Source organism: Massilia sp. LXY-6, assembly GCF_051233485.1.
Taxonomy (GTDB): Bacteria; Pseudomonadota; Gammaproteobacteria; order Burkholderiales; family Burkholderiaceae_D; genus Telluria.
Genome location: NZ_JBKFGF010000009.1, coordinates 165,027 through 187,228 on the forward strand (window position 1 = coordinate 165,027; position 22,202 = coordinate 187,228).

27 protein-coding genes are annotated in these 22,202 nt (G+C 66.9%); 19 read left to right on the forward strand and 8 right to left on the reverse strand.

The features are described 5' to 3' along the window. Positions 1-89 precede the first annotated feature (89 nt). Positions 90-908: a hypothetical protein gene (locus ACI48D_RS05120; protein WP_435570241.1), complete on the forward strand. Its 819-nt coding sequence runs from the start codon at positions 90-92 to the stop codon at positions 906-908. A gap of 1 nt (position 909) precedes the next feature. Here ACI48D_RS05120 and ACI48D_RS05125 read toward each other — a convergent pair whose 3' ends face one another. From ACI48D_RS05125 to ACI48D_RS05155, 7 genes are read right to left on the reverse strand one after another with little or no spacing between them, the layout of a single operon-like run. Continuing rightward, on the reverse strand, positions 910-3,012 hold the full coding sequence (locus ACI48D_RS05125) for a flagellar biosynthesis protein FlhA (protein WP_435570132.1): 2,103 nt from the start codon (positions 3,010-3,012) through the stop codon (positions 910-912). A 2-nt stretch (positions 3,013-3,014) separates the two neighbouring features. After that, a complete protein-coding gene (locus ACI48D_RS05130) occupies positions 3,015-4,157 on the reverse strand; it encodes an EscU/YscU/HrcU family type III secretion system export apparatus switch protein (protein ID WP_435570133.1) in 1,143 nt (380 codons plus the stop codon). Then, the gene (gene fliR, locus ACI48D_RS05135) at positions 4,150-4,929 is read right to left on the reverse strand and encodes a flagellar biosynthetic protein FliR (protein ID WP_435570134.1); all 780 of its coding nucleotides are present in this window, start codon (positions 4,927-4,929) and stop codon (positions 4,150-4,152) included. Before fliR ends, ACI48D_RS05130 begins: the two co-directional genes overlap by 8 nt. Before the next feature lie 12 nt (positions 4,930-4,941). Then, on the reverse strand, positions 4,942-5,211 hold the full coding sequence (gene fliQ / locus ACI48D_RS05140) for a flagellar biosynthesis protein FliQ (protein WP_435570135.1): 270 nt from the start codon (positions 5,209-5,211) through the stop codon (positions 4,942-4,944). 8 nt (positions 5,212-5,219) lie between these two features. After that, a complete protein-coding gene (gene fliP, locus ACI48D_RS05145; RefSeq protein ID WP_435570136.1) occupies positions 5,220-6,020 on the reverse strand; it encodes a flagellar type III secretion system pore protein FliP in 801 nt (266 codons plus the stop codon). Then, positions 6,017-6,382, reverse strand: a complete 366-nt coding sequence (locus tag ACI48D_RS05150; protein ID WP_435570137.1) for a FliM/FliN family flagellar motor switch protein — start codon at positions 6,380-6,382, stop codon at positions 6,017-6,019. The genes fliP and ACI48D_RS05150 overlap by 4 nt, the downstream gene beginning before the upstream one ends. Beyond that, on the reverse strand, positions 6,383-7,237 hold the full coding sequence (locus ACI48D_RS05155) for a FliM/FliN family flagellar motor switch protein (protein ID WP_435570242.1): 855 nt from the start codon (positions 7,235-7,237) through the stop codon (positions 6,383-6,385). It abuts the gene before it with no gap. A gap of 350 nt (positions 7,238-7,587) precedes the next feature. On the opposite strand from ACI48D_RS05155, the gene ACI48D_RS05160 reads away from it, so the two are divergent. Genes ACI48D_RS05160 through ACI48D_RS05240 form a run of 17 tightly spaced genes read left to right on the forward strand, consistent with a single transcriptional unit; the run spans position 7,588 to position 21,043 of the window. Then, a complete protein-coding gene (locus tag ACI48D_RS05160) occupies positions 7,588-7,932 on the forward strand; it encodes a flagellar hook-basal body complex protein FliE (protein WP_435570138.1) in 345 nt (114 codons plus the stop codon). Positions 7,933-7,949: 17 nt separating this feature from the next. Next, a complete protein-coding gene (fliF, locus tag ACI48D_RS05165) occupies positions 7,950-9,710 on the forward strand; it encodes a flagellar basal-body MS-ring/collar protein FliF (RefSeq protein ID WP_435570139.1) in 1,761 nt (586 codons plus the stop codon). After that, positions 9,691-10,713: a FliG C-terminal domain-containing protein gene (locus ACI48D_RS05170; RefSeq protein ID WP_435570140.1), complete on the forward strand. Its 1,023-nt coding sequence runs from the start codon at positions 9,691-9,693 to the stop codon at positions 10,711-10,713. The genes fliF and ACI48D_RS05170 overlap by 20 nt, the downstream gene beginning before the upstream one ends. Beyond that, complete coding sequence (gene fliH / locus ACI48D_RS05175; RefSeq protein WP_435570141.1) at positions 10,710-11,399, forward strand: flagellar assembly protein FliH; 690 nt, start codon at positions 10,710-10,712, stop codon at positions 11,397-11,399. The genes ACI48D_RS05170 and fliH overlap by 4 nt, the downstream gene beginning before the upstream one ends. Then, positions 11,396-12,712, forward strand: a complete 1,317-nt coding sequence (gene fliI / locus ACI48D_RS05180; protein ID WP_435570142.1) for a flagellar protein export ATPase FliI — start codon at positions 11,396-11,398, stop codon at positions 12,710-12,712. Before fliH ends, fliI begins: the two co-directional genes overlap by 4 nt. After that, positions 12,709-13,158, forward strand: a complete 450-nt coding sequence (locus tag ACI48D_RS05185) for a flagellar FliJ family protein (RefSeq protein WP_435570143.1) — start codon at positions 12,709-12,711, stop codon at positions 13,156-13,158. The genes fliI and ACI48D_RS05185 overlap by 4 nt, the downstream gene beginning before the upstream one ends. Before the next feature lie 32 nt (positions 13,159-13,190). Next, on the forward strand, positions 13,191-14,576 hold the full coding sequence (gene fliD / locus ACI48D_RS05190) for a flagellar filament capping protein FliD (protein ID WP_435570144.1): 1,386 nt from the start codon (positions 13,191-13,193) through the stop codon (positions 14,574-14,576). 11 nt (positions 14,577-14,587) lie between these two features. Further along, positions 14,588-14,977, forward strand: a complete 390-nt coding sequence (gene fliS / locus ACI48D_RS05195; protein WP_435570145.1) for a flagellar export chaperone FliS — start codon at positions 14,588-14,590, stop codon at positions 14,975-14,977. After that, on the forward strand, positions 14,970-15,287 hold the full coding sequence (locus ACI48D_RS05200) for a hypothetical protein (protein WP_435570146.1): 318 nt from the start codon (positions 14,970-14,972) through the stop codon (positions 15,285-15,287). The genes fliS and ACI48D_RS05200 overlap by 8 nt, the downstream gene beginning before the upstream one ends. Further along, the gene (locus ACI48D_RS05205; RefSeq protein WP_435570147.1) at positions 15,284-16,465 is read left to right on the forward strand and encodes a flagellar hook-length control protein FliK; all 1,182 of its coding nucleotides are present in this window, start codon (positions 15,284-15,286) and stop codon (positions 16,463-16,465) included. Before ACI48D_RS05200 ends, ACI48D_RS05205 begins: the two co-directional genes overlap by 4 nt. 21 nt (positions 16,466-16,486) lie before the next feature. After that, on the forward strand, positions 16,487-16,945 hold the full coding sequence (locus ACI48D_RS05210; RefSeq protein WP_435570148.1) for a flagellar basal body-associated FliL family protein: 459 nt from the start codon (positions 16,487-16,489) through the stop codon (positions 16,943-16,945). Between the two features lie 23 nt (positions 16,946-16,968). Further along, entirely contained in the window at positions 16,969-17,700 is a 732-nt protein-coding gene (fliA, locus tag ACI48D_RS05215) for an RNA polymerase sigma factor FliA (protein ID WP_435570243.1), read from the forward strand. A 14-nt stretch (positions 17,701-17,714) separates the two neighbouring features. Continuing rightward, on the forward strand, positions 17,715-18,608 hold the full coding sequence (gene motA, locus ACI48D_RS05220) for a flagellar motor stator protein MotA (protein ID WP_435570244.1): 894 nt from the start codon (positions 17,715-17,717) through the stop codon (positions 18,606-18,608). Between the two features lie 17 nt (positions 18,609-18,625). Next, a complete protein-coding gene (locus tag ACI48D_RS05225; protein WP_435570149.1) occupies positions 18,626-19,585 on the forward strand; it encodes a flagellar motor protein MotB in 960 nt (319 codons plus the stop codon). A gap of 29 nt (positions 19,586-19,614) precedes the next feature. Beyond that, a complete protein-coding gene (gene flgM, locus ACI48D_RS05230) occupies positions 19,615-19,884 on the forward strand; it encodes a flagellar biosynthesis anti-sigma factor FlgM (RefSeq protein WP_435570150.1) in 270 nt (89 codons plus the stop codon). Between the two features lie 3 nt (positions 19,885-19,887). After that, on the forward strand, positions 19,888-20,316 hold the full coding sequence (flgN, locus tag ACI48D_RS05235; RefSeq protein WP_435570151.1) for a flagellar export chaperone FlgN: 429 nt from the start codon (positions 19,888-19,890) through the stop codon (positions 20,314-20,316). Beyond that, complete coding sequence (locus ACI48D_RS05240; RefSeq protein ID WP_435570152.1) at positions 20,303-21,043, forward strand: glycoside hydrolase family 73 protein; 741 nt, start codon at positions 20,303-20,305, stop codon at positions 21,041-21,043. The genes flgN and ACI48D_RS05240 overlap by 14 nt, the downstream gene beginning before the upstream one ends. Here ACI48D_RS05240 and flgA read toward each other — a convergent pair. Continuing rightward, a complete protein-coding gene (flgA, locus tag ACI48D_RS05245) occupies positions 21,033-21,659 on the reverse strand; it encodes a flagellar basal body P-ring formation chaperone FlgA (RefSeq protein WP_435570153.1) in 627 nt (208 codons plus the stop codon). The two genes, ACI48D_RS05240 and flgA, sit on opposite strands and share 11 nt — an antisense overlap. Before the next feature lie 160 nt (positions 21,660-21,819). On the opposite strand from flgA, the gene flgB reads away from it, so the two are divergent. Next, entirely contained in the window at positions 21,820-22,191 is a 372-nt protein-coding gene (gene flgB / locus ACI48D_RS05250; protein WP_435570154.1) for a flagellar basal body rod protein FlgB, read from the forward strand. The last annotated feature ends 11 nt before the right edge of the window (positions 22,192-22,202 follow it).

Sequence of the window (22,202 nt, forward strand, 5' to 3'; positions counted from 1 at the left end):
ACCTTGCGGTTGGCCTTTTTACTTGTTACTCTGCCTTTCTCATGGCCTCCCTGTCCTTCCCCCCGCTCGTTTCACCAGTCTTGCCCGCAGTGCCCGCCGCGCCTTCGCTGCCGGTCGGTCCGGTGGCCGCCGTGGCCCCGGCCGCGCTGCTGGCCGACATCGATTCCCTGCCGCTACCGCTGCCCGGATCGCAAGCGGCGCAGGCACAGGCCGCCCAGGCGGCAGCCGGCGGCACGCCGGACGGCGCCGCGATGCGTCCCGACCAGGTCGTGATGGCGCGCCAGCTGTCCTGGCCGGACCGCGACGGCGGCACGCTCGCCAGTTCCTGGCGCAGCATGGTGCGCAGCTACGGCGCCCAGATCGTGAGCCGCGAGCTGCAGGCGCGCCCGGGACAGTTACCGACCGCGATGCTGCAGGCCGGACAGCTCGGTGGCCAGGACCCGCGCGTCCTGCGCCAGGCCGACCTGGCCGGCACGCCCCTCGATGCCTGGCGCTTCACCGTGCATGCGGGCAGCGCGCAAGACCAGCACCTGCGTGTGGTGCAGCAGGATCAGGAAGCCCCACAACAGCAGCAGAAAAAGCGCCGCGCACGCGCCGCCCTGCGCCTCGAACTGGTGCTGCTGGATGGTACCGTGGTGACGGTGCAGGCCGAGCCGGTGGCCGACGGCGTGCTGCTGGAACTGTGCGCGCCGGACGCACGCACCGCCGCGCGCCTGCGCGCGCTGGAGCCGGAGCTCGAGGCCGCGGTAGGACGCGCGGGACTGCGCGTGCTGGGATGGAAGTACCGCGACAGCCTGCCTCTGGGGCCCGCCCACATCCGCCTGCCTTCGGCGGATGCGGCATCGGCGCTCAGCCTGCCGGTGTTCCGGGCGATGGCCGAGCTGGCGCTCGTGCTGCCGGTTCAGTAATTCAACCGACCGTACCGATGATCGAGACGTCGCGGTTCTCCGGAATCTCGTTGTAGGAGAGGACGTGCAGCCCCGGCGCGAACAGGCGCGCGTAGCGGGCCAGCAGTGGGCGCACCTGCGGCAGCACCAGCAGGAGCGGCGGCGTGTGCTGCTGCTTCATCTGCTCGCGCGCCACCGGCATGTTCAGCTGCAGCTGGGACAGCAGCTGCGGATCGATCGGGTAGTTGTCCAGCGCGACCTTGCCGCCATTGTTCTGGCGCGCCTGGTTCAGGGAGCCGAGCAGCATGTTCTCGAGGTCGCCGGACAGGTTAAAGGCCGGCATGTCCTTCTTCTTCCCGTACAGGCCCGACACGATCTGGCGCCGCAGCGCACAGCGCACCTCGGCCGCCAGCAGGATCGGATCCTTGGTCGATTCGGAGCTGTCCAGCAGCGTGGTGGCGATCACCACGATGTCCTTCAGCGACACGTTCTCGGCAAGGAGTACCCGGAACACGCGCAGCAGCTGGGTGTGGGTCAGTGCCTTGTCCAGCGCCGAGGCCAGTTTCGGCGACAGTGCCGTCAGCCGGTCCATCATCGCCGGCACGTCCTCGTGGCGGAACAGCTCGGACAGGTAATCCTTGGCGATCTTCGAGGCGTGGGTCGCGATCACGCTCGCCACTTCGACCACCTGGTAGCCCTGGCCCAGCGCGTGCGCCTTCTGCTCCGGGTCGATCCAGGTGATGGCCATCCCAAAGGCCGGCTCGATACCGGGGATGCCGTCCAGTTGGCCGTACACGGTCGGCGACGGGATCGCCATCAGGCATTCGGGCACCACCTCGCCTTCGGCCACCACGGTACCGTTCACCGAGATCGCGTACTGGTTCGGACGCAGCGTCAGGTCGTCGCGCACGCCGATGCTTGGCAGCAGCAGGCCCATTTGCTCCGACAGGCTCTGGCGCACGCCCTTGATCCTCTTGGTCAGCGCCTCGCCCTGCGATTTATCCACCAGATGCACCAGCTTGTAACCGACCGCCACCGAGATCGGCTGCACCACCGGCAGCTGCTGCCAGTCGAGTTCGGGCACGCGGTCGTCGCGCAGCGCCGCCTCGATCGCCGCCACGCTCTCCTCCGCAGGCGCCTTGACCTCGCGCGTCAGGCGCCAGCCCACGTAGCCCAGCACGCTGGCGAAGCTCACGAAGAAGAACCACGGCATGCCCGGCACCAGCGCCAAAATGACCATCACGCCGGCGGCCGAGAACAGCACGTGCGGCTGGGCCAGCAGCTGGCCGCTGACCTGTTCCTCGAAATCGCCGGAGTCGCTGATGCGGGTCACCAGGATCGCCGCCGCGGCCGACAGCAGCAGCGCCGGGATCTGCGCCACCAGGCCGTCGCCGATGGTCAGCAGTGCGTACTGGCGGAACGCATCGCCCATCGACAGGCCGTGCATCCACGCGCCGATGGCGACGCCGCCGATCAGGTTGATCAAGAGGATCAGGATCGAGGCGATGGCGTCGCCGCGCACGAACTTCGAGGCGCCGTCCATGGCGCCGTAGAAGTCCGCTTCGTTGGCGACATCCTTGCGACGCTGCTGCGCCTTTTCCTGGTTGATCAGGCCAGCGTTCAGGTCGGCGTCGATCGCCATCTGCTTGCCGGGCAGCGCATCCAGCGTGAAGCGCGCCGACACTTCCGAGATCCGCTCGGCGCCCTTGGTGACGACCACGAAGTTGATGATCATGAGGATCACGAACACCACGATGCCGACCACGAAGTTACCGCCGATGACGACGTTGCCGAAGGCCTCGATCACGTGGCCGGCCGCGGCCGTGCCCTCGTGGCCGCGCAACAGCACCACGCGGGTCGAAGCGACATTTAACGCCAGCCGCATCAGCGTGGTGCCGAGGATCGCGGTCGGGAACACCGAGAAGTCCAGCGGACGCCGGGACGACACGGATACCAGGATCACGATCAGCGCCAGCACGATGTTGAACGTGAACAGCACGTCCAGCAGCACCGGCGGCAGCGGCAGCATGATCATCGCCAGGAGCGTCAGCAGGAACGCCGGGGTGGCGAACTTCTGGCGGCGCAGCTCGGCGATCAAGCTGCTGATCGTGTTTGTGGTGCGCATGTTCATGTTGCGGATACCTCACTCAAATGACTAGGAACGACGACTTCGTTCGGGAACCGTGGGGGCGCCTGGCGCCGGCCGTCACGGAATGCGTTCAGTTGCAGCACGTAGTTCAACACCTGCGACACCGCCTGGTAGAGCTGCGCCGGGATCTGCTGCTGGATCTGGCTGGTGTTGTAGATCGCGCGCGCCAGCGGCGGCAGCTCGACCGTCTCGATCTTGTGCCTGGCCGCGACCGACTTGATGTACAGGGCCATCTCGTCGATGCCCTTGGCCACCACGAACGGCGCCTCGGCGCGCTTGGTGTCGTACTTCAGCGCGACCGCGTAGTGCTCGGGGTTGACGATCACCACGTCGGCGGTCGGCACGGCCTTGTTCACGTTGCGCCGCGCCAGCTGCTGCTGGATCTGGCGGATGCGCTGCTTCACCTCGGGCTTGCCTTCGTTGCTCTTGTATTCTTCCTTCACTTCCTGCTTGCTCATGCGCTGGCCGCGCGCGAACAGGAAGAATTGCAGCGGCACGTCGACCAGGGCGAAGATCAGGAACACCGAGACCAGCGCCATCAGGCCGTCGAACATCTGCGACGCGCCGCGCAGGATAGCGTCCGGCAGCGGCATGCGCTGCAGGTCGATCCACGACATCGCGCCGGAGCGCACCACGTGCCACAGCACGATCGCCAGCACGGCCGCCTTGGCGACCGAGGTGCCGAAGGTGCTCCAGTGCTTGGCGGAGCCGAGCTGACCGAGGTTCGAGACCGGCGAGAAGCGGCTGAACTTCGGCGCCAGGCCCGCGGTCGAGAAACTCCAGCCTCCGGGCACCAGGCTGGAGAGCACCACCGCCAGGGTCACGCCGAACAGCGGCAGCAGCATCTTGATCAGCAACATGGCGGCGCTCATGAACACGATCGACAACGCGTTCTCGATCGCCCCCGCTTCGCCGACCGGCACGAACACCAGGCGGAATAGCGCGCGGAAGGATTCGAGGTAATCCGGCAGCAGGAACACGAACAGCTTCAGGCTGGCCAGGATGCCGACCGCGGTGGCCAGGTCCTTCGAACGGACCACCTGGCCCTGCTCGCGCGCCTTCCTCAGCTTCTGCGCCGAGGCCTTTTCTGTCTTGTCGCCGCCGGTGCCGGTATCAGCCATGCGCTGCCCTCATCTGCTGCTGGAGCATTTCCAGCACCTGGTTAGTCATCTGCACATAATGCTCGGGGATGAAGCGCACCACCTGGGCCAGCATCATCAGGCCGAACAGCGTCACCAGCGAAAAGCCCAGCGAGAACAGGTTCAGCGACGGCGCCACCCGGTTCAGGAAGCCAAGGCCGATCTGTACCACCAGCGTCGAAAACACGATCGGCAGCGCCAGCAGGATCGCCGCCGCGAACACCCAGCCCACGTTCAGCGCCACGGTCTGCAGCAGCAGCGAACCATAGCCGGAGCCCACCGGCCAGGCCCGGAAGCTCTGCCCCAGCACCCCGACCAGTACCAGGTGGCCGTCGATGGCGAAGAACACCAGGATCGCCACCAGCCCGAGCAGGCCGGACACCACGTCCGACTGCTGGCCGTTGACCGGGTCGTTCATCTGCGCCATCGAAAAACCGATCTGGCTCGACGCCAGGAAACCCAGCATGGACACCACCGCCATGGTCAGCTGCAGCGCCAGGCCGATCACGCCGCCGATCACGGCCTGCTCGACCATCGCCACCACGCCGGCCAGCGAAAACGGATCCGGCATCGCGCTCCCCTGCGTCAGCGGCAACATCATGAAGGCCAGCGCCACCGACAGCAGCGCGCGCGCCGGCAGCGGCACGTAGGCTTCGCCCAGCACCGGTGCGGTCGACAGCATCGCCATGCAGCGCGCGAACGGCCACCACAGCGCGCCGATCAGGGGAAGCAGGAGGTTGACGACGTCGAGCATCGGTGCGAAGGCTTATCCGACCAGCGTCGCTGCGCGCTGGAACACGGACACGCAGTAGTCCATCAGTTTGGCGGTCATCCAGTGGCCGGCCACGATCAGCGCCAGCAGCGTCACCAGCAGGCGCGGCAGGAAGCTCAGGGTCTGCTCGTTGATCGAGGTGGCGGCCTGGAAGACCGCGACGATCACGCCGGTTACCAGACCGGGGAGCACCAGCACGGCCGCCAGCAGCATCACCAGCTGCAGGGCCTCGACGATGATGTCGACAGCGATATCGGGAGTCATATCTCTAATCAGTATCCGTGGATGCTGCCGACCAGCGTGTTCACGGTCAGGGTCCAGCCGTCGACCAGCACGAACAGCAGCAGCTTGAAAGGCAGCGAGATCACGAGCGGCGACAGCATCATCATGCCCATCGCCATCAGCACCGACGACACCACCAGGTCGATGATCAGGAAGGGAATGAACAGCATGCAGCCGATCTGGAACGCGCTCTTCAGCTCGGACAGCACGAAGGCCGCCAGCTTGACGGTGAAGCCGCGCGCCATCGGCGCCATCTCGGGCGGTTCGCCGGCCAGGTGCGCGACCTGGGCCAGCGCCGCCTTGCTGGTCTGGGCCAGCATGAAGCGCGACAGCGGCACCTCGGCGGTCTTGAGCGCCTGCTCGAGCGTGATCTTGTCCTTGTCGTAAGGGACGAAGGCTTCCTTCCAGACCTGCTCGCCGACCGGGCGCATCACCAGCAATGTCAAAATCAGCGCGACCCCGGTGACGATCCGGTTCGGCAGGCCCGATTGCAGCCCGAGGGCCTGGCGCAGCAGCGACAGCACGATCACGAAGCGCGTGAAGCTGGTCATCATCATGACGATCACGGGCAGCAGCCCGAGGATGGTCATCAGGACCAGGATCTGCGACTTCACGGTGAGGCCACTGCCGGTGCCGGGGATGATCCCGGGCAGGACGTCCGGATTCTGCGGCGCCGCATGGGCGCAATTCGCGGCGGCGCCGGCGATCAGCAAAAGGAAAACGCCGGCGAGTGCCGGCGCATGGCGGCGCAACGCATTGCGACAATGCGCGCCGTCCAGCTTGAACGTCATGGTGCGATCAGGTCCAGGTTGAGGCCATCGAGATCGATCACTTTCAGGCCGTACTGCTCGCCCGCGACCACCACTTCGGCGCGGCCGATGGCGGCGCCGTTGACCTTGATGAGCAGCGGCTCCCCGGCCAGCGCGTCGAGCGGCAGCACGGAGGACGGGCCGATCTCCATCAGCTCCTGCAGCGAGATGCGGGCCGAGCCCACTTCCAGCGTCAGGGTCACCGGGATGCGGCGCATCATCTGCGGCAGGCGCGCCGCCTTGGCCGCCCCGCTCGTTGCGGGAACGGCGGCGTCAAAGTCCGCCAGGTCGTCGATGATGATGTCGCCGCCACCGGCGATCTGCTCGTTCAGGTTCATGTCCATTTATTCGGCATCTTCAAAAGAGGTTAAACACAGCTTTCCCTTGTGCTCGGCGACGGCGGCCGTAAACAGGCGCGCCTCGTCGAGCAGGACGTCGGCCCGGCCCACACTGACCGGAATCACGTCCCCGATTTTCAGGTCGAACAGCGTGCCCAGCGTGATTGCCTTGCTGACCAGGCGGCCGTCGAGCTTGACCTGCAGCTTCGACGACAGCGGCTCGCTTGGCCCGCGGACCGCATGGGCGCGCGGATGATCCGGGCGCAGGCTGCTCAGGATCGCCGCCATCAGGGCCTGGTCCGGAGCAATCCAGAACCGGCCCGTTGCCCCGTTGGCATCGCGTAGCGTCGCGCATACCGTCCAGGCGCTCTTGCCCGGCATTGTCGAAGCGTTCACGGCGCCGGCCGGCACCGCCGCCGGTGCGACGTCCATTGCCATACTGATAGCGACGCGCCCATACAACAGGTCGATCATCTGTTGCGTCAGTACCACGATGAGACGCTCTTCCGTCGCCGTCACGCGCTCGCTATCCGGATCGCGCGGCGTTGCGGTTGCGCTACGTCCACCGTAGCGCCGTTCCAACAGTGTCAGTAATAAACCACGCTCGAACGCCACCGAGACCGTGCCCATGGCACCGGCGGCAGCCATCCAGCGCAAGCTGCCGTCCTGCGGCGCACGGCCGAATTCGACACTGCCGAGGCGCCAGCCGCCCCAATAACGGCGCGCCGGGCCCTGCATCGCAGCGTCGAGGTCGTCCTGCAGGCGCACTGCGAACTGGGGCAGCAGATGCACCGGACGCCCCAGCAGGCAGGGGTCGAGCACTTGGTGCTGCGAGGTGGTGTCAGGGGTTCCGATCGGCATGTTCAAATTAACAATTCAATAAGCGGGAATGATGTCTTTTCATTCCTCAAGGCAACTATTATACCCTTTAAATTGTGTCGCAATGCTTGAGATTCCTCTTTGAATTCGTCATTGCCGTACGGTAATATGATCGTATTCAGTGCTGAATTGCGGAAATTTTTACTGGGTAAAGCCAGACGACGTCGGTATTCTCTCCGGTTTCGCGACGGAAACCAAGTCTCTGGAAGAAGCTAAGAATTTAACAATTTCTATATCGCAACCAAAATTGCGACACATTGACACAAAGAAACACTGTCAAATCTATACCTACCTTTACTCAAAAATATCTACGCATGGGAGTGGGAAACACGATGGGAACTGAACTTGCTGGTCTGATCCGTGCCGATCTGGCCGCCCTGACCAATGACGCCAGCCGTCTTGCCGTGGCGCCGGCGCTCGACGCCGGGCAACTGACCCAGGAGCATGCCACTGGCAACTTTTCGTTCGCGCAGAGCATGAAGAATGCACTGGTCAGCGTCGACAATGAAGAGCGCATCGCCACCGACAAGATGGCGGCCGTCGACAGCGGCAAGAGCGACGACCTGGTCGGCGCCATGCTCTCCTCGCAGCAGGCCAACCTGTCGTTCTCGATGCTGATGCAGGTCCGTAACAAGGTCATGGGCGCCGTCGACGAGCTGCTCAAGCTCCCCGTCTGATCAGGAAAAAGCACATCGTGATTGCCGCCCTCAAATCCGCCATCGGCGGGAAACGCCTGCCGGCACTGCCGCCGGGGCTGTCGAAAAACCTGACTCCGATGCTGGTGCTGGCGATCGCCATCACCGCCGCGCTCACCCTCTACATGTGGAAGGACCAGGCCGACTACAAGCCGGTCTTCGGCGCGCGCGAAAAGGTCGCCGCTTCCGACATGATGAGCGTCCTCGAAGCCGAGCACGTGTCCTACCGCGTCCACCCGGACAGCGGCCAGGTGCTGGTGCCGGCCTCCCAGCTTGGCAAGGTACGGATGCTGCTGGCGGCAAAGGGCGTGACCGCCCAGCTGCCGGCCGGTCTGGAGCTGATGGACAAGAGCGACCCGCTGGGCGTGTCGCAGTTCGTGCAGGACGTGCGCTTCCGGCGCGGCCTGGAAGGCGAGCTGTCGCAGTCGATCCTGACGATCGACGCGATCGCCTCGGCGCGCGTGCACCTGGCGATCGCCAAGTCGACCAGTTTCGTGGCCAGCGACGGCGACAAGTCCTCGGCCTCGGTAATGGTCGCGGTCAAGCCGGGCCATACCCTGTCGAACGAGCAGATCGCCGCGATCGTCAACCTGGTCTCGGGCAGCGTCGCCAGCCTGGCGCCGAACCGGGTTTCGCTGGTCGACCAGAACGGCAACTACCTGTCCTCGCGCGTCGACCTGAGCGACGGCTTCGACGGTGCCGCCCAGGGCGACGCCGCCGCCAAGCGCTTCCAGGACGAGGTGCGCGCCAACGTCAACGAGCTGCTCGGCCCGGTCCTCGGCGCCACCAACTTCAAGGTCAGCGTGACCGCCGACGTCGACAACGACAAGATCGAGGAAACCCAGGAGAAGTACGGCGAAGCGCCGAAGGTCACCAGCGAAGCGATGCGCGAAGAGATGGAGAAGAACCGCATGGCGCTGGGCGTGCCGGGCACGCTGTCGAACCGTCCGCCGGTTGCGGCCAACCCGGCCGACCCGAATGCCGCCAACGCCGCCGCCGATCCGAACGCGGCCAAGGCTGACGACGGCAGCGCGCGCAAGAACGCCACCACCCGCCAGTACGCCTACGACCGCGCGATCACCCAGATCAAGCGCTCGCGCGGGAGACTCCGCAAGCTGTCGGTGGCGGTGGTGCTGAACAACGCCCAGGCCGCCTCGCCGAAGACCGGCTGGACCCCGGCCGAAATCGCCAACATCGACAAGATCCTGCGCGGCGGCCTGGGCATCGACACCAAGCGCGGCGACGTGCTGGCGGTGTCCTCGCTGAGCTTCCCGGCCCCGGCCCCGGTCGAGCCGTGGTACCAGCAACGCGACAACGTGGTCGACATGACCGGCTGGGCCGCCTGGATCGTCGGCGCCCTGTTCGCCTGGTTCGCGGTGCTGCGTCCGCTGATGCGCATGCTGACCAAGCGCGGCACGCCGCAAGGCGCGCAGGGCACGCCGCATGCGGCGTCCGCCCTCCACCTTCCGGGCGGCGCGGCGGTGAACGGCGCGGCCGGTGCGCTGGCCGCACCGGGCACGCAGGCTGTGCCGGGAAGCGCGGCAGCAGCCCTGCCGGCAAGCGCGGGCGCGGGCGCACCAATGCTGGGCGGCGCGATGCCGGTCCAGTCGCTGCTGGAAAACTATGATTTGCCACCGGCCGGTTCGGCCGTGGACGTAATGGTCGACCACCTGAAGGTATTGGCCGGCAAGGAGCCGGAGCGGGTGGCGGAAGTGGTCAAACAATGGGTGCAGAAGAAAAATGGCGGATCTGAACAATAACGACGTGCAGGAAGTGGCGCTGACCCCGGTCGAACAGGCCGCGATCGTGCTGTTGTCGATCGGCGAGGAACCGGCGGCCGCCGTGCTGCGCTGCCTCGAGCGCGAGGAATTGATCGAGCTGACCCAGGTGATGAGCCGGATGAGCGGCATCAAGGTCGACGCCGTGAAGTCCTCGATCCAGAAGTTCTTCGACGACTACCGCCAGCAGAGCGGCCTGCACGGCGCCTCGCGCAACTACCTGAAGCGCTCGCTCGACCTGGCGCTGGGCAGCGAGATCGCCAACAGCGTGCTCAACACGATCTACGGCGACGCCATCCGTCCGATGATGGCGCGCCTGCAGTACGCCTCGCCGAAGTGGCTGGCCGACTACATCGCCGCCGAGCACGTGCAGATGCAGGCCGTGTTCCTGGCCTTCCTGCCGCCCGCGCTGGCCGGCCAGATCATCGACGCGCTGCCGGAAGAAGGCCGCGAGCTGGTGCTGCTGAACCTGGCGCGCCTGGAAGAGATCGACCGCGAGCTGCTGGCCGAACTGGAAGAGCTGGTGCAGCGCTGCCTGTCCGCGCTCGACACCCAGAGCGCCACCGTGGAAGGCGTGCGCCAGGCGGCCGAGATCCTGAATCGCCTGCCGAACAACCGCGCCACCATGGTCGAGCTGCTGCGCGCCCACGATCCGGAAGTCGTGTCGCAGATCGAGATGTCGATGTACGACTTCTTCATCCTGTCGAAACAGACCGAACAGACCATCACGCGCCTGCTGGACGAGATCCCGCTGGAGCAGTGGGCCGTTGCCCTCAAGGGCGCCGAGCCGCTCCTGCGCGACGCCATCCTGGGTGCGATGCCGAAGCGCCAGGCGCAGAGCTTCGAAGACCTGATGCGCCGTTCCGGCCCGGTGCCGATGTCGCGCATCTTGCAGACCCGCCGCGAGATCATGGCGTCCGTGAAGGACCTGGCCGACAACGGCGAAATCGAAGTCCAGCTGTTCGCCGAGGCGACCGCCGAATGAAGCAGTTCCGGCCTTATCACTTCCCGCCCCTGTCGCAATTCCTGGCGGCCAAGGGCAGCGCCGCGCCCTCGCCGTCCTCGTCCACGCCGGAAGAGGACTGGCAGGGTGCGATGGCCGACGGTTTCCGCCAGGGCCAGCAGGACGGCTACGACGTCGGCGTCGAGCAGGGCCGCAGCGACGGCCATGACGCCGGCCATGCGGAAGGCCTGGCGCGCGGCCTCGAAGAAGGCCGCCAGCAGGCGCTCGCCGAACTGGAAGCGCTGGCCAAGCCGGTCGACGCCATGCTGCGCGGGCTGAAGAAGCTGAAGACCGAATACAAGAATGCCCAGCGCAAGGAAGTCGTGGACCTGGTCGGCAAGATCGCCCGCCAGGTGATCCGCGCCGAACTGGCGCTGCAGCCGGTGCAGATGCTGGCCCTGGTCGACGAAGCCCTGTCGGCGATGCCGCCGACCCGCGACGAGGTCGAGGTGATGCTCAACCCCGAAGAGATGAAGCGCATCCAGGAACTGGACCCGAAGCGCGCCAGGAAATGGAACCTGCTGGCCGACCCCGCCCTCGAGCCGGGCGAGTGCCGCGTCAGGGCCGGCGACCACGAAGTCGACGCCGGCTGCCAGGGCCGTCTTGCCGCCTGCATGGAGCAGGTGCGTGAGGGGCTGGCTGCCGCCGACCAGGAGGAAGCCGCGTGAGCGCACTGGCCGAAACCCTGCGTTCGCTCGACATCGGCACGGTGCCGGTGGCCACGCCCACCGGGCGCCTGGTCGCGGTGCAGGGCCTGCTGCTCGAGAGCGTTGGCGTGCGCCTGCACACCGGCCAGCGCTGCCGCGTCGAGCTGGTCGACGGCGACTGGCTGGACGCGCAGGTCGTGGGCTTCCGCGACAAGGTGACCTACCTGATGCCGTTCAAGAAGGCCGACGGCCTGGTGACCGGCGCGCGCGTGCTGCCGGCCGCCGGCCCGTCCAGCATCCAGATCGGCCCATCGTGGATGGGGCGGATGGTGAATGGCCTGGGCGAGCCGATCGACGGCCTGGGCCGCCTCGGCGGCGACCAGCTTCTTTCGACCACCCCGCCCAAGGTGAATCCGCTGAAGAAGACCCCGGTCGAGGAGCCGCTGGACGTCGGCGTACGCGCGATCAATGCGATGCTCACGCTCGGCAAGGGCCAGCGGGTCGGCCTGATGGCCGGCTCCGGCGTCGGCAAGTCGGTGCTGCTCGGCCTGATCACGCGCCAGACCGTGGCCGACGTGATCGTGGTCGGCCTGATCGGCGAACGTAACCGCGAGGTGCGCGAATTCGTCGAGAAATCGCTCGGCCCCGAAGGCCTGAAACGCGCCGTGCTGGTGGTGGCGCCGGCCGACGAAAGTCCGCTGATGCGGGTGATGGCGACGCAACTGTGCCATTCGATCGCGGCGCACTTCCGCGACCGCGGCCAGAACGTGCTGCTGCTGTGCGATTCGCTGACCCGCTACGCGATGGCGCTGCGCGAAGTGGCGCTGTCGCTGGGCGAGCCGCCGGCCACGCGCGGCTATCCGCCGTCGGTATTCTCGAACCTGCCACAACTGTGCGAATCGGCCGGCAACGGCGAGAACGCCTCCGGCAGCATGAGCGCCATCTATACGGTGCTGGCCGAAGGCGACGACCAGCAGGACCCGGTGGTCGACAGCGCGCGCGCGATCCTCGACGGCCACATCGTACTGACCCGCGAGCTGGCAGAGCGCGGCCACTATCCGGCGATCGATGTCGCCCAGTCGATCAGCCGCTGCATGGCCCAGGTGGTCACGCCGGAGCACTCCCAGGCGGCGCGCAGGCTGAAGGCCGCGATGGCGAAGCACGCGCGCGTGCGCGACCTGATCCCGCTCGGCGCCTACCAGCCGGGCGCCGATCCGGAAACCGACCGCGCGGTGAAGCTGCATCCGCACATCGAAGCCTTCCTGTGCCAGGGCACGCGCGAAGACGCGCCGCTCAAGCCCTGCGTCGACCAGTTGAAAGCGATGATGGCATGAGCAAGCAGAATACGATCGCCAGCCTCGGCACCCTGGTGCGCCTGCGCAGCACCGAAGTCGAACGCCTGCAGGCCGACCTGGCCAGGCAGGAAACAATGCGCGCACGCTACCAGGCCACCGTCGAGCGCCTGACCGACCTCGCGGTCGGCAGCGGTCCGTCGGCCAGGCCGGAGACGAAGCTGTCGCCAGCGCTGGCGCTCAACTGCGGCAATTACAAGCAGGCGGTGTTTGCGCTGGCCGACACCCAGCGCACCGACCTGCACCTGCACGAGGCCAACATGGCGGTCTCGCAGCGCAACCTGACCCAGGCCTGGACCCGGCGCGAGTTGCTCGGCAAGGTGCTGTCGCAGCATGAGGCCGCGTTCGCGCGCGAGCAGGACCGCGCGCAGCGCAAACAGGAAGATGACATCGCCACGCAGTCGTGGCTGGCAGGACGGACCGGGTAACTCCGCCGTCTAATTTGGAATAAGGAGCAGACATGTCGAGTATTACCGCCCCAACCTACGACCCGACCACGACCGCCACCGCGCTCGCGCAGAAGTACACCGCGTCGGCGCAGTCCGCGCTGACCAGCCAGACCAACCAGGCAAAGGCCGTGACCACCGCCCTGAGCAGCCTGAGCACGGCGATCAGCAGCTTCCAGAGCAGCCTGTCGAGCCTGACCGGCGCGAGTTCCACGATGCTGGCGCAGACCGCCACCCTCAGCGACACCAGCTTCGGCAGCGCCAGCGCGACCGGCCACGCGGTTGCCGGCACCTACGACTTCTTCGCCGAGCAGATCGCAACCGCCGGCAAGACGACCTACAGCAACTTGACCGATACCACCCGCAACACCGGCACGCTGAGCGTGCTGCTGGGCGGCAGCGCCACCGGCATCGACGTCGATCTGGCCAGCGCCTCAGACGCTAACGGCACCCTGACCGTGCGCGCACTGGCGGCGGCGATCAACAACGCCACCGGCAATGCCGGCCAGGTGTCGGCCTCGGTGGTGAGCTTCGGCACCAACACCCAGCTGATTCTAACCTCGACCAGGACCGGCGCCGCCACCGGCGTGTCGCTCGACCTGTCGGCGATGGGCAACGGCACGCTGAAGACCAACCTGCAGAACACCGCCAACGTCAGCGCCAATGTGCCGCAGGACGCCATCGTCTATATCGGTAACCGGAGCGGGGCCCCGGTGACGCAGCCATCGAACACGTTCACCAACGTCGATGGCTTGGCCGTCACCTTCACCAAGGCCCAGGCCAGCACCGATCCCAATCTGACGGTGACGGTCAAGACCGATACCAGCGCCACCACCGCCCACGCCCAGGCTTTCGTCGACGCCTACAACAAGCTGAAGTCGACCATCGACGACATGGTTGCCCCGGCCGACGGCAACACCGGCGCGGCAAGCGGCGCCTTCGCCGGCGACGCCGGCATCAAGGCGTTGCAGGAACGCCTGATCAGTATGTTGCGTCCGGGCGGCAGCAGCACCTCACTGTCTAGCTTCGGCATCACATCCCAGCGCGACGGCACCCTCGCACTCGACACGGGCAAGCTTTCGAAGCAGCTCGCGCTGACGCCTGACGGCCTGGACCGCATACTCGGCAGTACGGCCGCCAGCGGCCCCAGCGGCATCGCGAGCACCCTGAACACCTACCTGAACCAATGGAGCGGCAGCACCGGCCAGCTCCAGCACCGTCAGGACGACAATACGAAACTGAAGTCGACCCTGGCCACCCGTCAGGACGATCTGGACCGCCGCTATGACGCGGCCTACCAGCGCTACCTCCAGCAATTCACGCAGCTGCAAGCCCTGCAGAGCCAGATGAACTCGAACGTGTCGCTTTTCGACGCCCTGTTCAGCAACAAGTCCAACTAAGAGATATTCCGATGTCTTATCAAGAAGCCTACAGCAGCTATCACGCGACGAACCTGGACGCGCAAACCTCGCGCGCCTCGCCGATCGAACTGGTACTGCTTCTTACCGACGGCCTGCTCGAAGAGCTGGCGCGGGCCCGCGCCCACATCGTCGGCAAGCGGTACGAAGCCCGCGCCGCCAGCATCAACAAATGCACCGACATCATCAACGGCCTGTCCAGCTCCCTCGATTTCGAGAGCGGCGGCGAGGTCGTCGCCAACCTGGCCAACCTGTACGAGTTCTGCGTCCAGCACCTGAATGCGGCCGGCGTCAAGCAGGATCCTAAGATGGTCGACGAAGTCGTGAAGATCATGACCACCATCCGCCAGGGCTGGGGCGGCGTACAGGCGCGCAATGGATAAGTCGGCCGCCCTGCTCCGGATCGCCGAGTCGCTGCGCGGCGCCGCCGACGGTGCCGCTTGGGACCAGGTGGCGCAGATGACGCGCACGCTGGCCCCGCAGCTCGACGCGCTCGCCGTCAGCGGTCCGCTGACCCCGGCCGAACGCGCCGCCCTGCAATGCCTGCGCGAGGCCCACGACCATGCCTTCGATGCGGTCGCCGTCGCCGCCCGGGCGCTGCAGACCCGCATGGACGACATGCGCGCCAACAAGGAAGGCTGGCTCGCCTACGCGATGCACGATACAACCGAATCGGCCACGAGCCAGGCATGACCATGATGATGAATACCGTCTCCCAGTCCGCCGCGGCTGCGCCAAAGAACGCCGACGCCAAACCGGCCCAGGCCACGTCCGACGCCGGCGCCGGCGCGCAGCCGAACGCCTCCACGCAAGCCGGCGCAAGCGCCCAGCCGTTCGCCGCCTGGCTCGGCAATCAGGCCCAGGCTGCCGCGCGCGCGGCCCAGGCCGGTCGGCCCGACGACGGCGCGGCATCGGACATCGCCGCTGGCAAGGGCAAGGACGCCGCCGCGCCGGATGGCCCCGCCGACGATACCGCTGCCACTTCGGCGCCGCAGGACGGCGCGCTGCTGGCCGCGATGGCGATGCCGCTGATGCCGCTGACCCCGGCCCAGGTGGCGCAGGCCGTGCAGGCCGCGCAGCCGTCCGCTGCGCGCGGCGATGGGGACGCCACCCCGGCCGCCGATACCCCGGCCGTCGCCGGCGTGCCGGGCCACGGCATCGCCGGCGATGGCGGCCGCCACGCCGCCACGCTCGACCGCGGCCCCGCCCTGCCGCCGGCGGCGGACGGCGCATCCGCCCAGGCTGCGCGCCCGGCCCAGGCCGATGCCGCGCCCTCGACGCGTTTCGCCGTCCATGCGCAGGCGAACGCAGCTGCTGCGAATACCGGCACCCAGGACGGCGGCGCCGACCATGCCGGCAACGGCGCCCCGGCCGCCCCGCTTGCCGGCGCGATTCCCGCCCAGCCGGCGGCGAATGCCCCGGCCGCCGACACCGTCAAGCTGGCCGGGCCGCCGACCGCTTGGCGCCAGAGCCTGCAGGAAGCGCTGGGCGAGCGCCTGAACGTCCAGGTCGGCAAGAACATGGAACAGGCCGTGATCCGTCTCGAGCCGCCCCAGTTGGGCCGCATCGACATCGCGATCCGCCACAGCGCCGGCATGCTGGAAGTGAACATCTCGGCTACCAACGGCGAGGTGCTGCGCCAGCTGCAGACCGTCAGCGACAACCTGCGCAGCGACCTGTCGCAGCGCCAGTTCACCGAGGTCGCGGTAACGGTCGCCCCGGCGCCGAAGAACGGCGCGGCACCGTTCGGCGATCCGCAGCAGGGCCGCGGCCGCCAGCAGGGCCGCGAGCAGGAGGACCAGGAGCCCGGCCGCGCCCTGGCCGAAGCAAGTAACAACCCGTCCGCCTTTTCGCTGGGCGGACGCGACTAAAGCACGACAATGATGAGCAAAATGAAAACGATGATCGCCATCGCCGGCGCCGTGATCCTGAGCGCCGCCTGCGCGGGTGGCGCGGTCTGGTGGTTCATGCCGAAACCGGCCGCCGCCGCGGGCACGGAAAAGAAGGAAGCGCAAAAGCCGAAGGAGGCCAAGCCGGTCAAGTACGTCACCCTCGACAAGGTGATCGTGATGCTGCGCCGTGGTCCGAACGAGGCCGAGAGCCATTACCTGTCGACCGACCTGGTGCTGGCCACCGAGCCGTCCAAGGAAAAGGAAACCAAGGAACACCTGCCGCTGCTGCGCAGCCTGGCCGTCCGCACGCTGTCGAGCTACACGATGGCCGAGGCGTCGTCGATGACGGTCGAGAAATACGCCGAGCAGCTGAACCATGCCTTCAACGCCAATTATGAGCAGACGCGCGCGGAAAAGCCGTTCGAGGAAGTCATGATCGGCAAGCTGATCATCGAATAGCAGCCGGGGACACCGTGGGTTACATGACCGACTACGCCGACAGTTACGCCAGCACCGAGTATGCCGGCGCCGCCGTGCACGCGGCGATGAGCGCCAGGGACGAGCAGCGCCACCTGGTCGCCTACGCGCCGCTGGTCAAGCGCATCGCCCGCCAGCTGGGCTCGCAGGTGTCGGGCGCGATGGGACGCGAGGACATGGAACAGATCGGGCTGATCGGCCTGCTGGAAGCGCTGCGCCGCTACGGCACGCCGGACGCCGGTTTCGCCAGCTACGCCGGCCTGCGCGTGCGTGGCGCGATCCTCGACGAACTGCGCCGCCAGGACTGGCGTCCGCGCGCCGTGCGCCAGGAAAGCCACAAGATGCGCGACGCCGTGCGCGCCCTCACCCGCAAGCTGGGCCGCGAGCCGAACGACCGGGAAGCCGCGGAGGCCCTCGGCCTCACCCAGGAAGCGTGGCGCCAATTCCTGCTGGACGACTGCGCCGAGGAGCTGCTCAGCTTCGACGACATCCTGCAGGAAGCGAGCGAACGCGCCCACAGCGCGCCCGGCCCGGAAGAGCAGTTCATGGTGCGCCGCAGCCTCGAGCAGGCCCTGAACGCCCTGTCGGAGCGCGAGCAGCGCGTGATCCAGATGATTTACGAATTCGAGCTCAGCTACAAGGAAATCGCGGCCGTGCTCGACCTGTCCGATGCCCGCGTCTGCCAACTCAACAAGAGCGCACTGGCCAAGATGAAGGCCGCGCTGGCCCAGGCCTAAGAAAAGGAAACAACATCATGCAAATTCTCGGCATCCTCATCGTGCTCGGCGCCGTCTTCGGCGGCTTTGCCTTCATGGGCGGCACCGTCGGCGCCATCTGGCAGCCGATCGAAATGCTCATCATCGTCGGCGCAGCGGTCGGCGCCCTGGTGGTGGGCAACCCCAAGCACGTGCTGTCCGAGCTGCTGGTCCAGGTCAAGAAGATCATCGGGCGCAACAGGCACGATTCGGAATTCCAGCGCCAGCTGCTGCTGCTGATGTACGAGCTGCTGCAGACCGCCGCCGGCGGCCTGAAGGCGCTCGACGCCCACGTCGAGGCGCCCAAGGAAAGCCCGATGTTCCAGCGCTATCCGCTGATCCTGGAAGAGCCGAAACTGCTGGCCTTCATCGTCGACAACTTCCGCCTGATGGCGATGGGTAAGATCAACGCCCACGAACTGGAGGGCGTGCTGGAGCAGGAGCTGGATGCGATCCACGAGGAACTGATGCAGCCGTCGAAGTCCTTGCACAAGATCGCCGAGGCGATGCCGGGCTTCGGCATCCTGGCCGCGGTGCTGGGCATCGTGATGACCATGAACTCGGTCGGCGGCGGCGCCGACACCGCCGAGATCGCGGAGCACATCGGCGCCGCCATGGTCGGCACCTTCATCGGCATCTTCTTCTGCTACGGCGTGCTGGACCCGATCTCGAACATGATGAAGCAGCTGGTGAATTCGGAAGCCTCGACCATGGAGACCGTGAAGGTCGTGCTGTGCACCCACGTGGCCGGCAAACCGCCGCTGCTGGCGATCGACGCCGGGCGCCGCCTGATCCAGCTGAACACCAAGCCCAGCTTCGCCCAGCTGGAAACCTGGATCAACGCCATGGCCGACGGCGAAGACGCCGGCGCGGCCCGCAAGCGCGCGTAAGGATTGGATCGACCAGCATGCAAGCAGCTAAAAAAGGCGACAAGCACCACGAAGAGACCATCGTCAAGCGTGGCGGCGGCAGGCAGCACGACGACGAGCACGGCGGCGCCTGGAAAGTCGCGTTCGCCGACTTCTGCATGGCGCTGATGGCACTGTTCCTGGTGCTGTGGCTGATCGCCGCGCGCGAAGCTTCGGCGCTCAAGAACATCGTGCGCGACAACACCGCCGCCGGCCTGATCGAAGGCAGCGGCGGCAAGCCCGAGATCTCCGGCAATCCGAGCGGCAGCCTGATCGAACGCTTCCCGATGCCGAAGGCGAACGGCGGCGCGCAAGGCCCGGCCAGCGGCGGCAAGTCCACCGCTGTCCGCACCAGGTACGAATCACCGTCCGAGCTGGCGGCGCTGGCCCACGCCCTGCAGGAGATGAGCGCCGATGCCGGACTGGCATCGAACCTTGCCACCGTGATCACGCCGGACGGCCTGCGCGTGATGCTGCACGATACCGACCGCCAGGGCATGTTCGTGCGCGGCAGCCCGATTCCGACCGACCGTTTCTCGAAACTGTTGCGCGCCATGGCGCCGCTGTTCGAAAAAATGGAAAATCAAATGCTGGTCGTAGGCCACACCGACTCCCTGCAGTACACTAGCAGCGACCCGAACAGCTACTCCAACTGGAGCCTGTCGGCTCACCGTGCGCTGGCTGCGCGCTCCCAGCTCCTCATCGGCGGCATGCGCAAGGAAAGCATCCTGCAAGTGGTCGGCATGGCCGACCGCGCACCGATCGATGCCGCCAAACCCGACGCCTCCGTCAACCGCCGCATCGAACTGCTGATCCTGACATCGAAACAGGCCGCCGCCGTCACCGCGATGTTCGGCATGCCCGCCCAGGTCGAAGATCTGGGCAAGGACGTCTCGATCACCAAGCCGGGCGAGGACGCGCTCAAGGAACTGCGCAGCCAATTGCCGAAGAAACCATGACGATTCAATCCAAAACCCGAGGATCCCGAATGAAGATCACTGGCGCCTCCACCTCTTCCATCACGATCGCGCCGCAAGCCGGCGGCCCTGCGGCCGCGCCGGCCGTCGTGCCATCCAGTGCCAACGAAGCGCTCGAGTCAAGCGTGCTGCAGCCGGCCCAAGGTGCGCTGAAAGCCCTGCCCGACTTCGACGCCGCCAAGGTCGCCGAACTGCGCGACGCCCTGCAAAAGGGTGAGCTGCCGTTCGACGCCGGCCGCCTGGCGGGCCTGATCCAGCGCTTCCACGGCAGCCAGGGCTGAGCGATGGGCCGACTTACCCGCGACCAGGCGATCGCCCGCCTGCTGGACGGCATCCAGGACGACCTGCAAGCCTGCGGCGCCATCCGCACCCTGCTGGAGCGCCAGTTCCAGGCCGCCCTGCGCCACCGCGGCGCCGAACTCGGTGCGCTGGCCGAAGAACTCATGCCCCAGCTCGACGCCATGGAGCAGCGCCGCCAGCAGCGCGTGCAGCTGGTACGCGCCCTGCATGGCGGCACCGCCACCATGGACGACCTGATGAATGCCCTGCCGGGCCCGCAGCGTACGCGCGCCGCGGCGGACTGGGAGCGCCTGGAACATCTGGTACGCGACTGCAAGCAGGCGACCGCCCGCAACGGCAACCTGATGGCCGACCAATACACGGTGATGCAGCGCGTGCTGCATGGCGAGGAGCAGCTGTATGCGCCACGCTGAATTCAATACCGCTTCGATGCCGGCGACGACGCCGACCGCCCCGACCCGCCCTACCGCGGGCATCGGCGGCGGTGTCGGCGCGCAGTTCGGCGCCACCTTCGGCTCCGTGCAGGAAGAAGTCGCATCCTTCATCCAGAATGGCGGCGGCGACGGCTTCAGTGCCGGCGCAAGCGCCTCCCTGAGCCCCGAAGGCAGCATCTGGCAGGCACGCGCCAGCCAGGCCGCCAACGCCATCGTCGGCGCTGACGCCAACGACAAGTCCCCCGACCAGAAGGCGTTCTTGGACAGCATCGCGCCCTGGGCCAGGGAAGCGGCCGACAAGCTGGGCGTGGCGCCCGAGCTGGTGTCGGCCCACGCAGCACTGGAATCGGGCTGGGGCCAGCGCCCCCTGCGCAACAGCGACGGCAGCTCGACCTACAACCTGTTCGGCATCAAGGCCGGCAAAGGCTGGGACGGCGATGTCGCCGAATCCGCCACCACCGAGTACGTCGGCGGCGCCGCGCTCAAGACCAGCGCGCGCTTCCGCGCCTATCCGGACCAGGCCAGCGCGTTCCGCGACTACGCGCAGATGCTCATCGAGAACCCGCGTTTCCGCGCCGCCCTCGGCGCCGGCAGCAACGCCCACGCCTTCGCCTCGGGGCTGGCCAAGGGCGGCTATGCGACCGATCCGGCCTACGCGGCCAAGCTGTCGCGGCTAGCCGGCAAGTTACAAGGGATCAGCGGCTGATGCCGCTGTCGATGGGCTCGACGGTACCCGGCCCGGCCACGCGCATGCGCACCACCTGGCCGCTGCCGGCGTTGCGCACCCGGACCAGGGCGCCGCGCGCGCCCGCGTCCAGCGCCTCGCCGGCCGTGCTGACCTCGATGCCTTCGCGGCGCGCCACCATCAGGACCGCATCGCCGCGCTTGACCAGGACCGGGGCGCTGAGTTGCCCGCTGCGCAAAATGTCTCCTGGACGCAACATGCGGCGTGACATTTTTCCGACCGCTTCGTCAGGCGAACTGATCGGATCGGCAATGTTTGAAATGTCACGGCGCTCGATGGTGACTTGTGCATCCGTCAAGGCTTCGTTGGCCGCCACCGGCGCCGCGGCGGTCGCCACCATCGCCGTCACGCGGGCCCGGACGAGGTACTCGTACCGCCACCCGGGGCTGTCGTTGCAGCGCGCCAGGAAGCGCATTCGCTGGGGAGAACGGGTGTCGAGCGCCTCGATGACCACATTCCGGGCACATGGCGGCGCGGCGCGGGCAGTCACGACCGAGACCTCGAATTGCGGTTCGGTCAAGCCGGCGGCAGCCATCTGCCGGTCCAGTTCGGCACGCGCGGCTTGTTCAATTTGCACTGGAAGCGATTGGGGAGCGGCTTGCGCGAACGCATAAACCAGCACAAATGAAGAAGCAACAAGGGTTGCCTTACGGAAAGCAATCATTAGAAAATAGCGTCAGCGAAAAACCTGATTCTAACCAATCACACTGAAGTACCCATCACGGAGGTTCCTGCACATGACAATTAACTTCAAGGACGCGCTGGGAGTGCATGCCGACGCGCTCGCGTTGCGCGCCGAGCGCACCAAGGTGTTGGCCGCCAACATCGCGAACGAGAGCACGCCGGGCTTTACCGCACGCGACCTCGACTTCGGCGCCATGCTGCAGGAACGCCAGGATGCCGAAGCTGGTCAGATGAGCGGCCAGCTCAGCCTCAGCGGCGATTCGCCGCTGTACCGCGTACCCTACCACCCGAGCGCCGATGGCAACACCGTCGAAATCGGCGTCGAGCAGGCCGCGTTTTCGCAGAACGCCTCCGACTTCAATACCAGTCTCACTTTCATCAACATGCAGCTGCGCGGTCTGGCAAAAGCGATCAACGGTCAATAAGGCGGGACAAT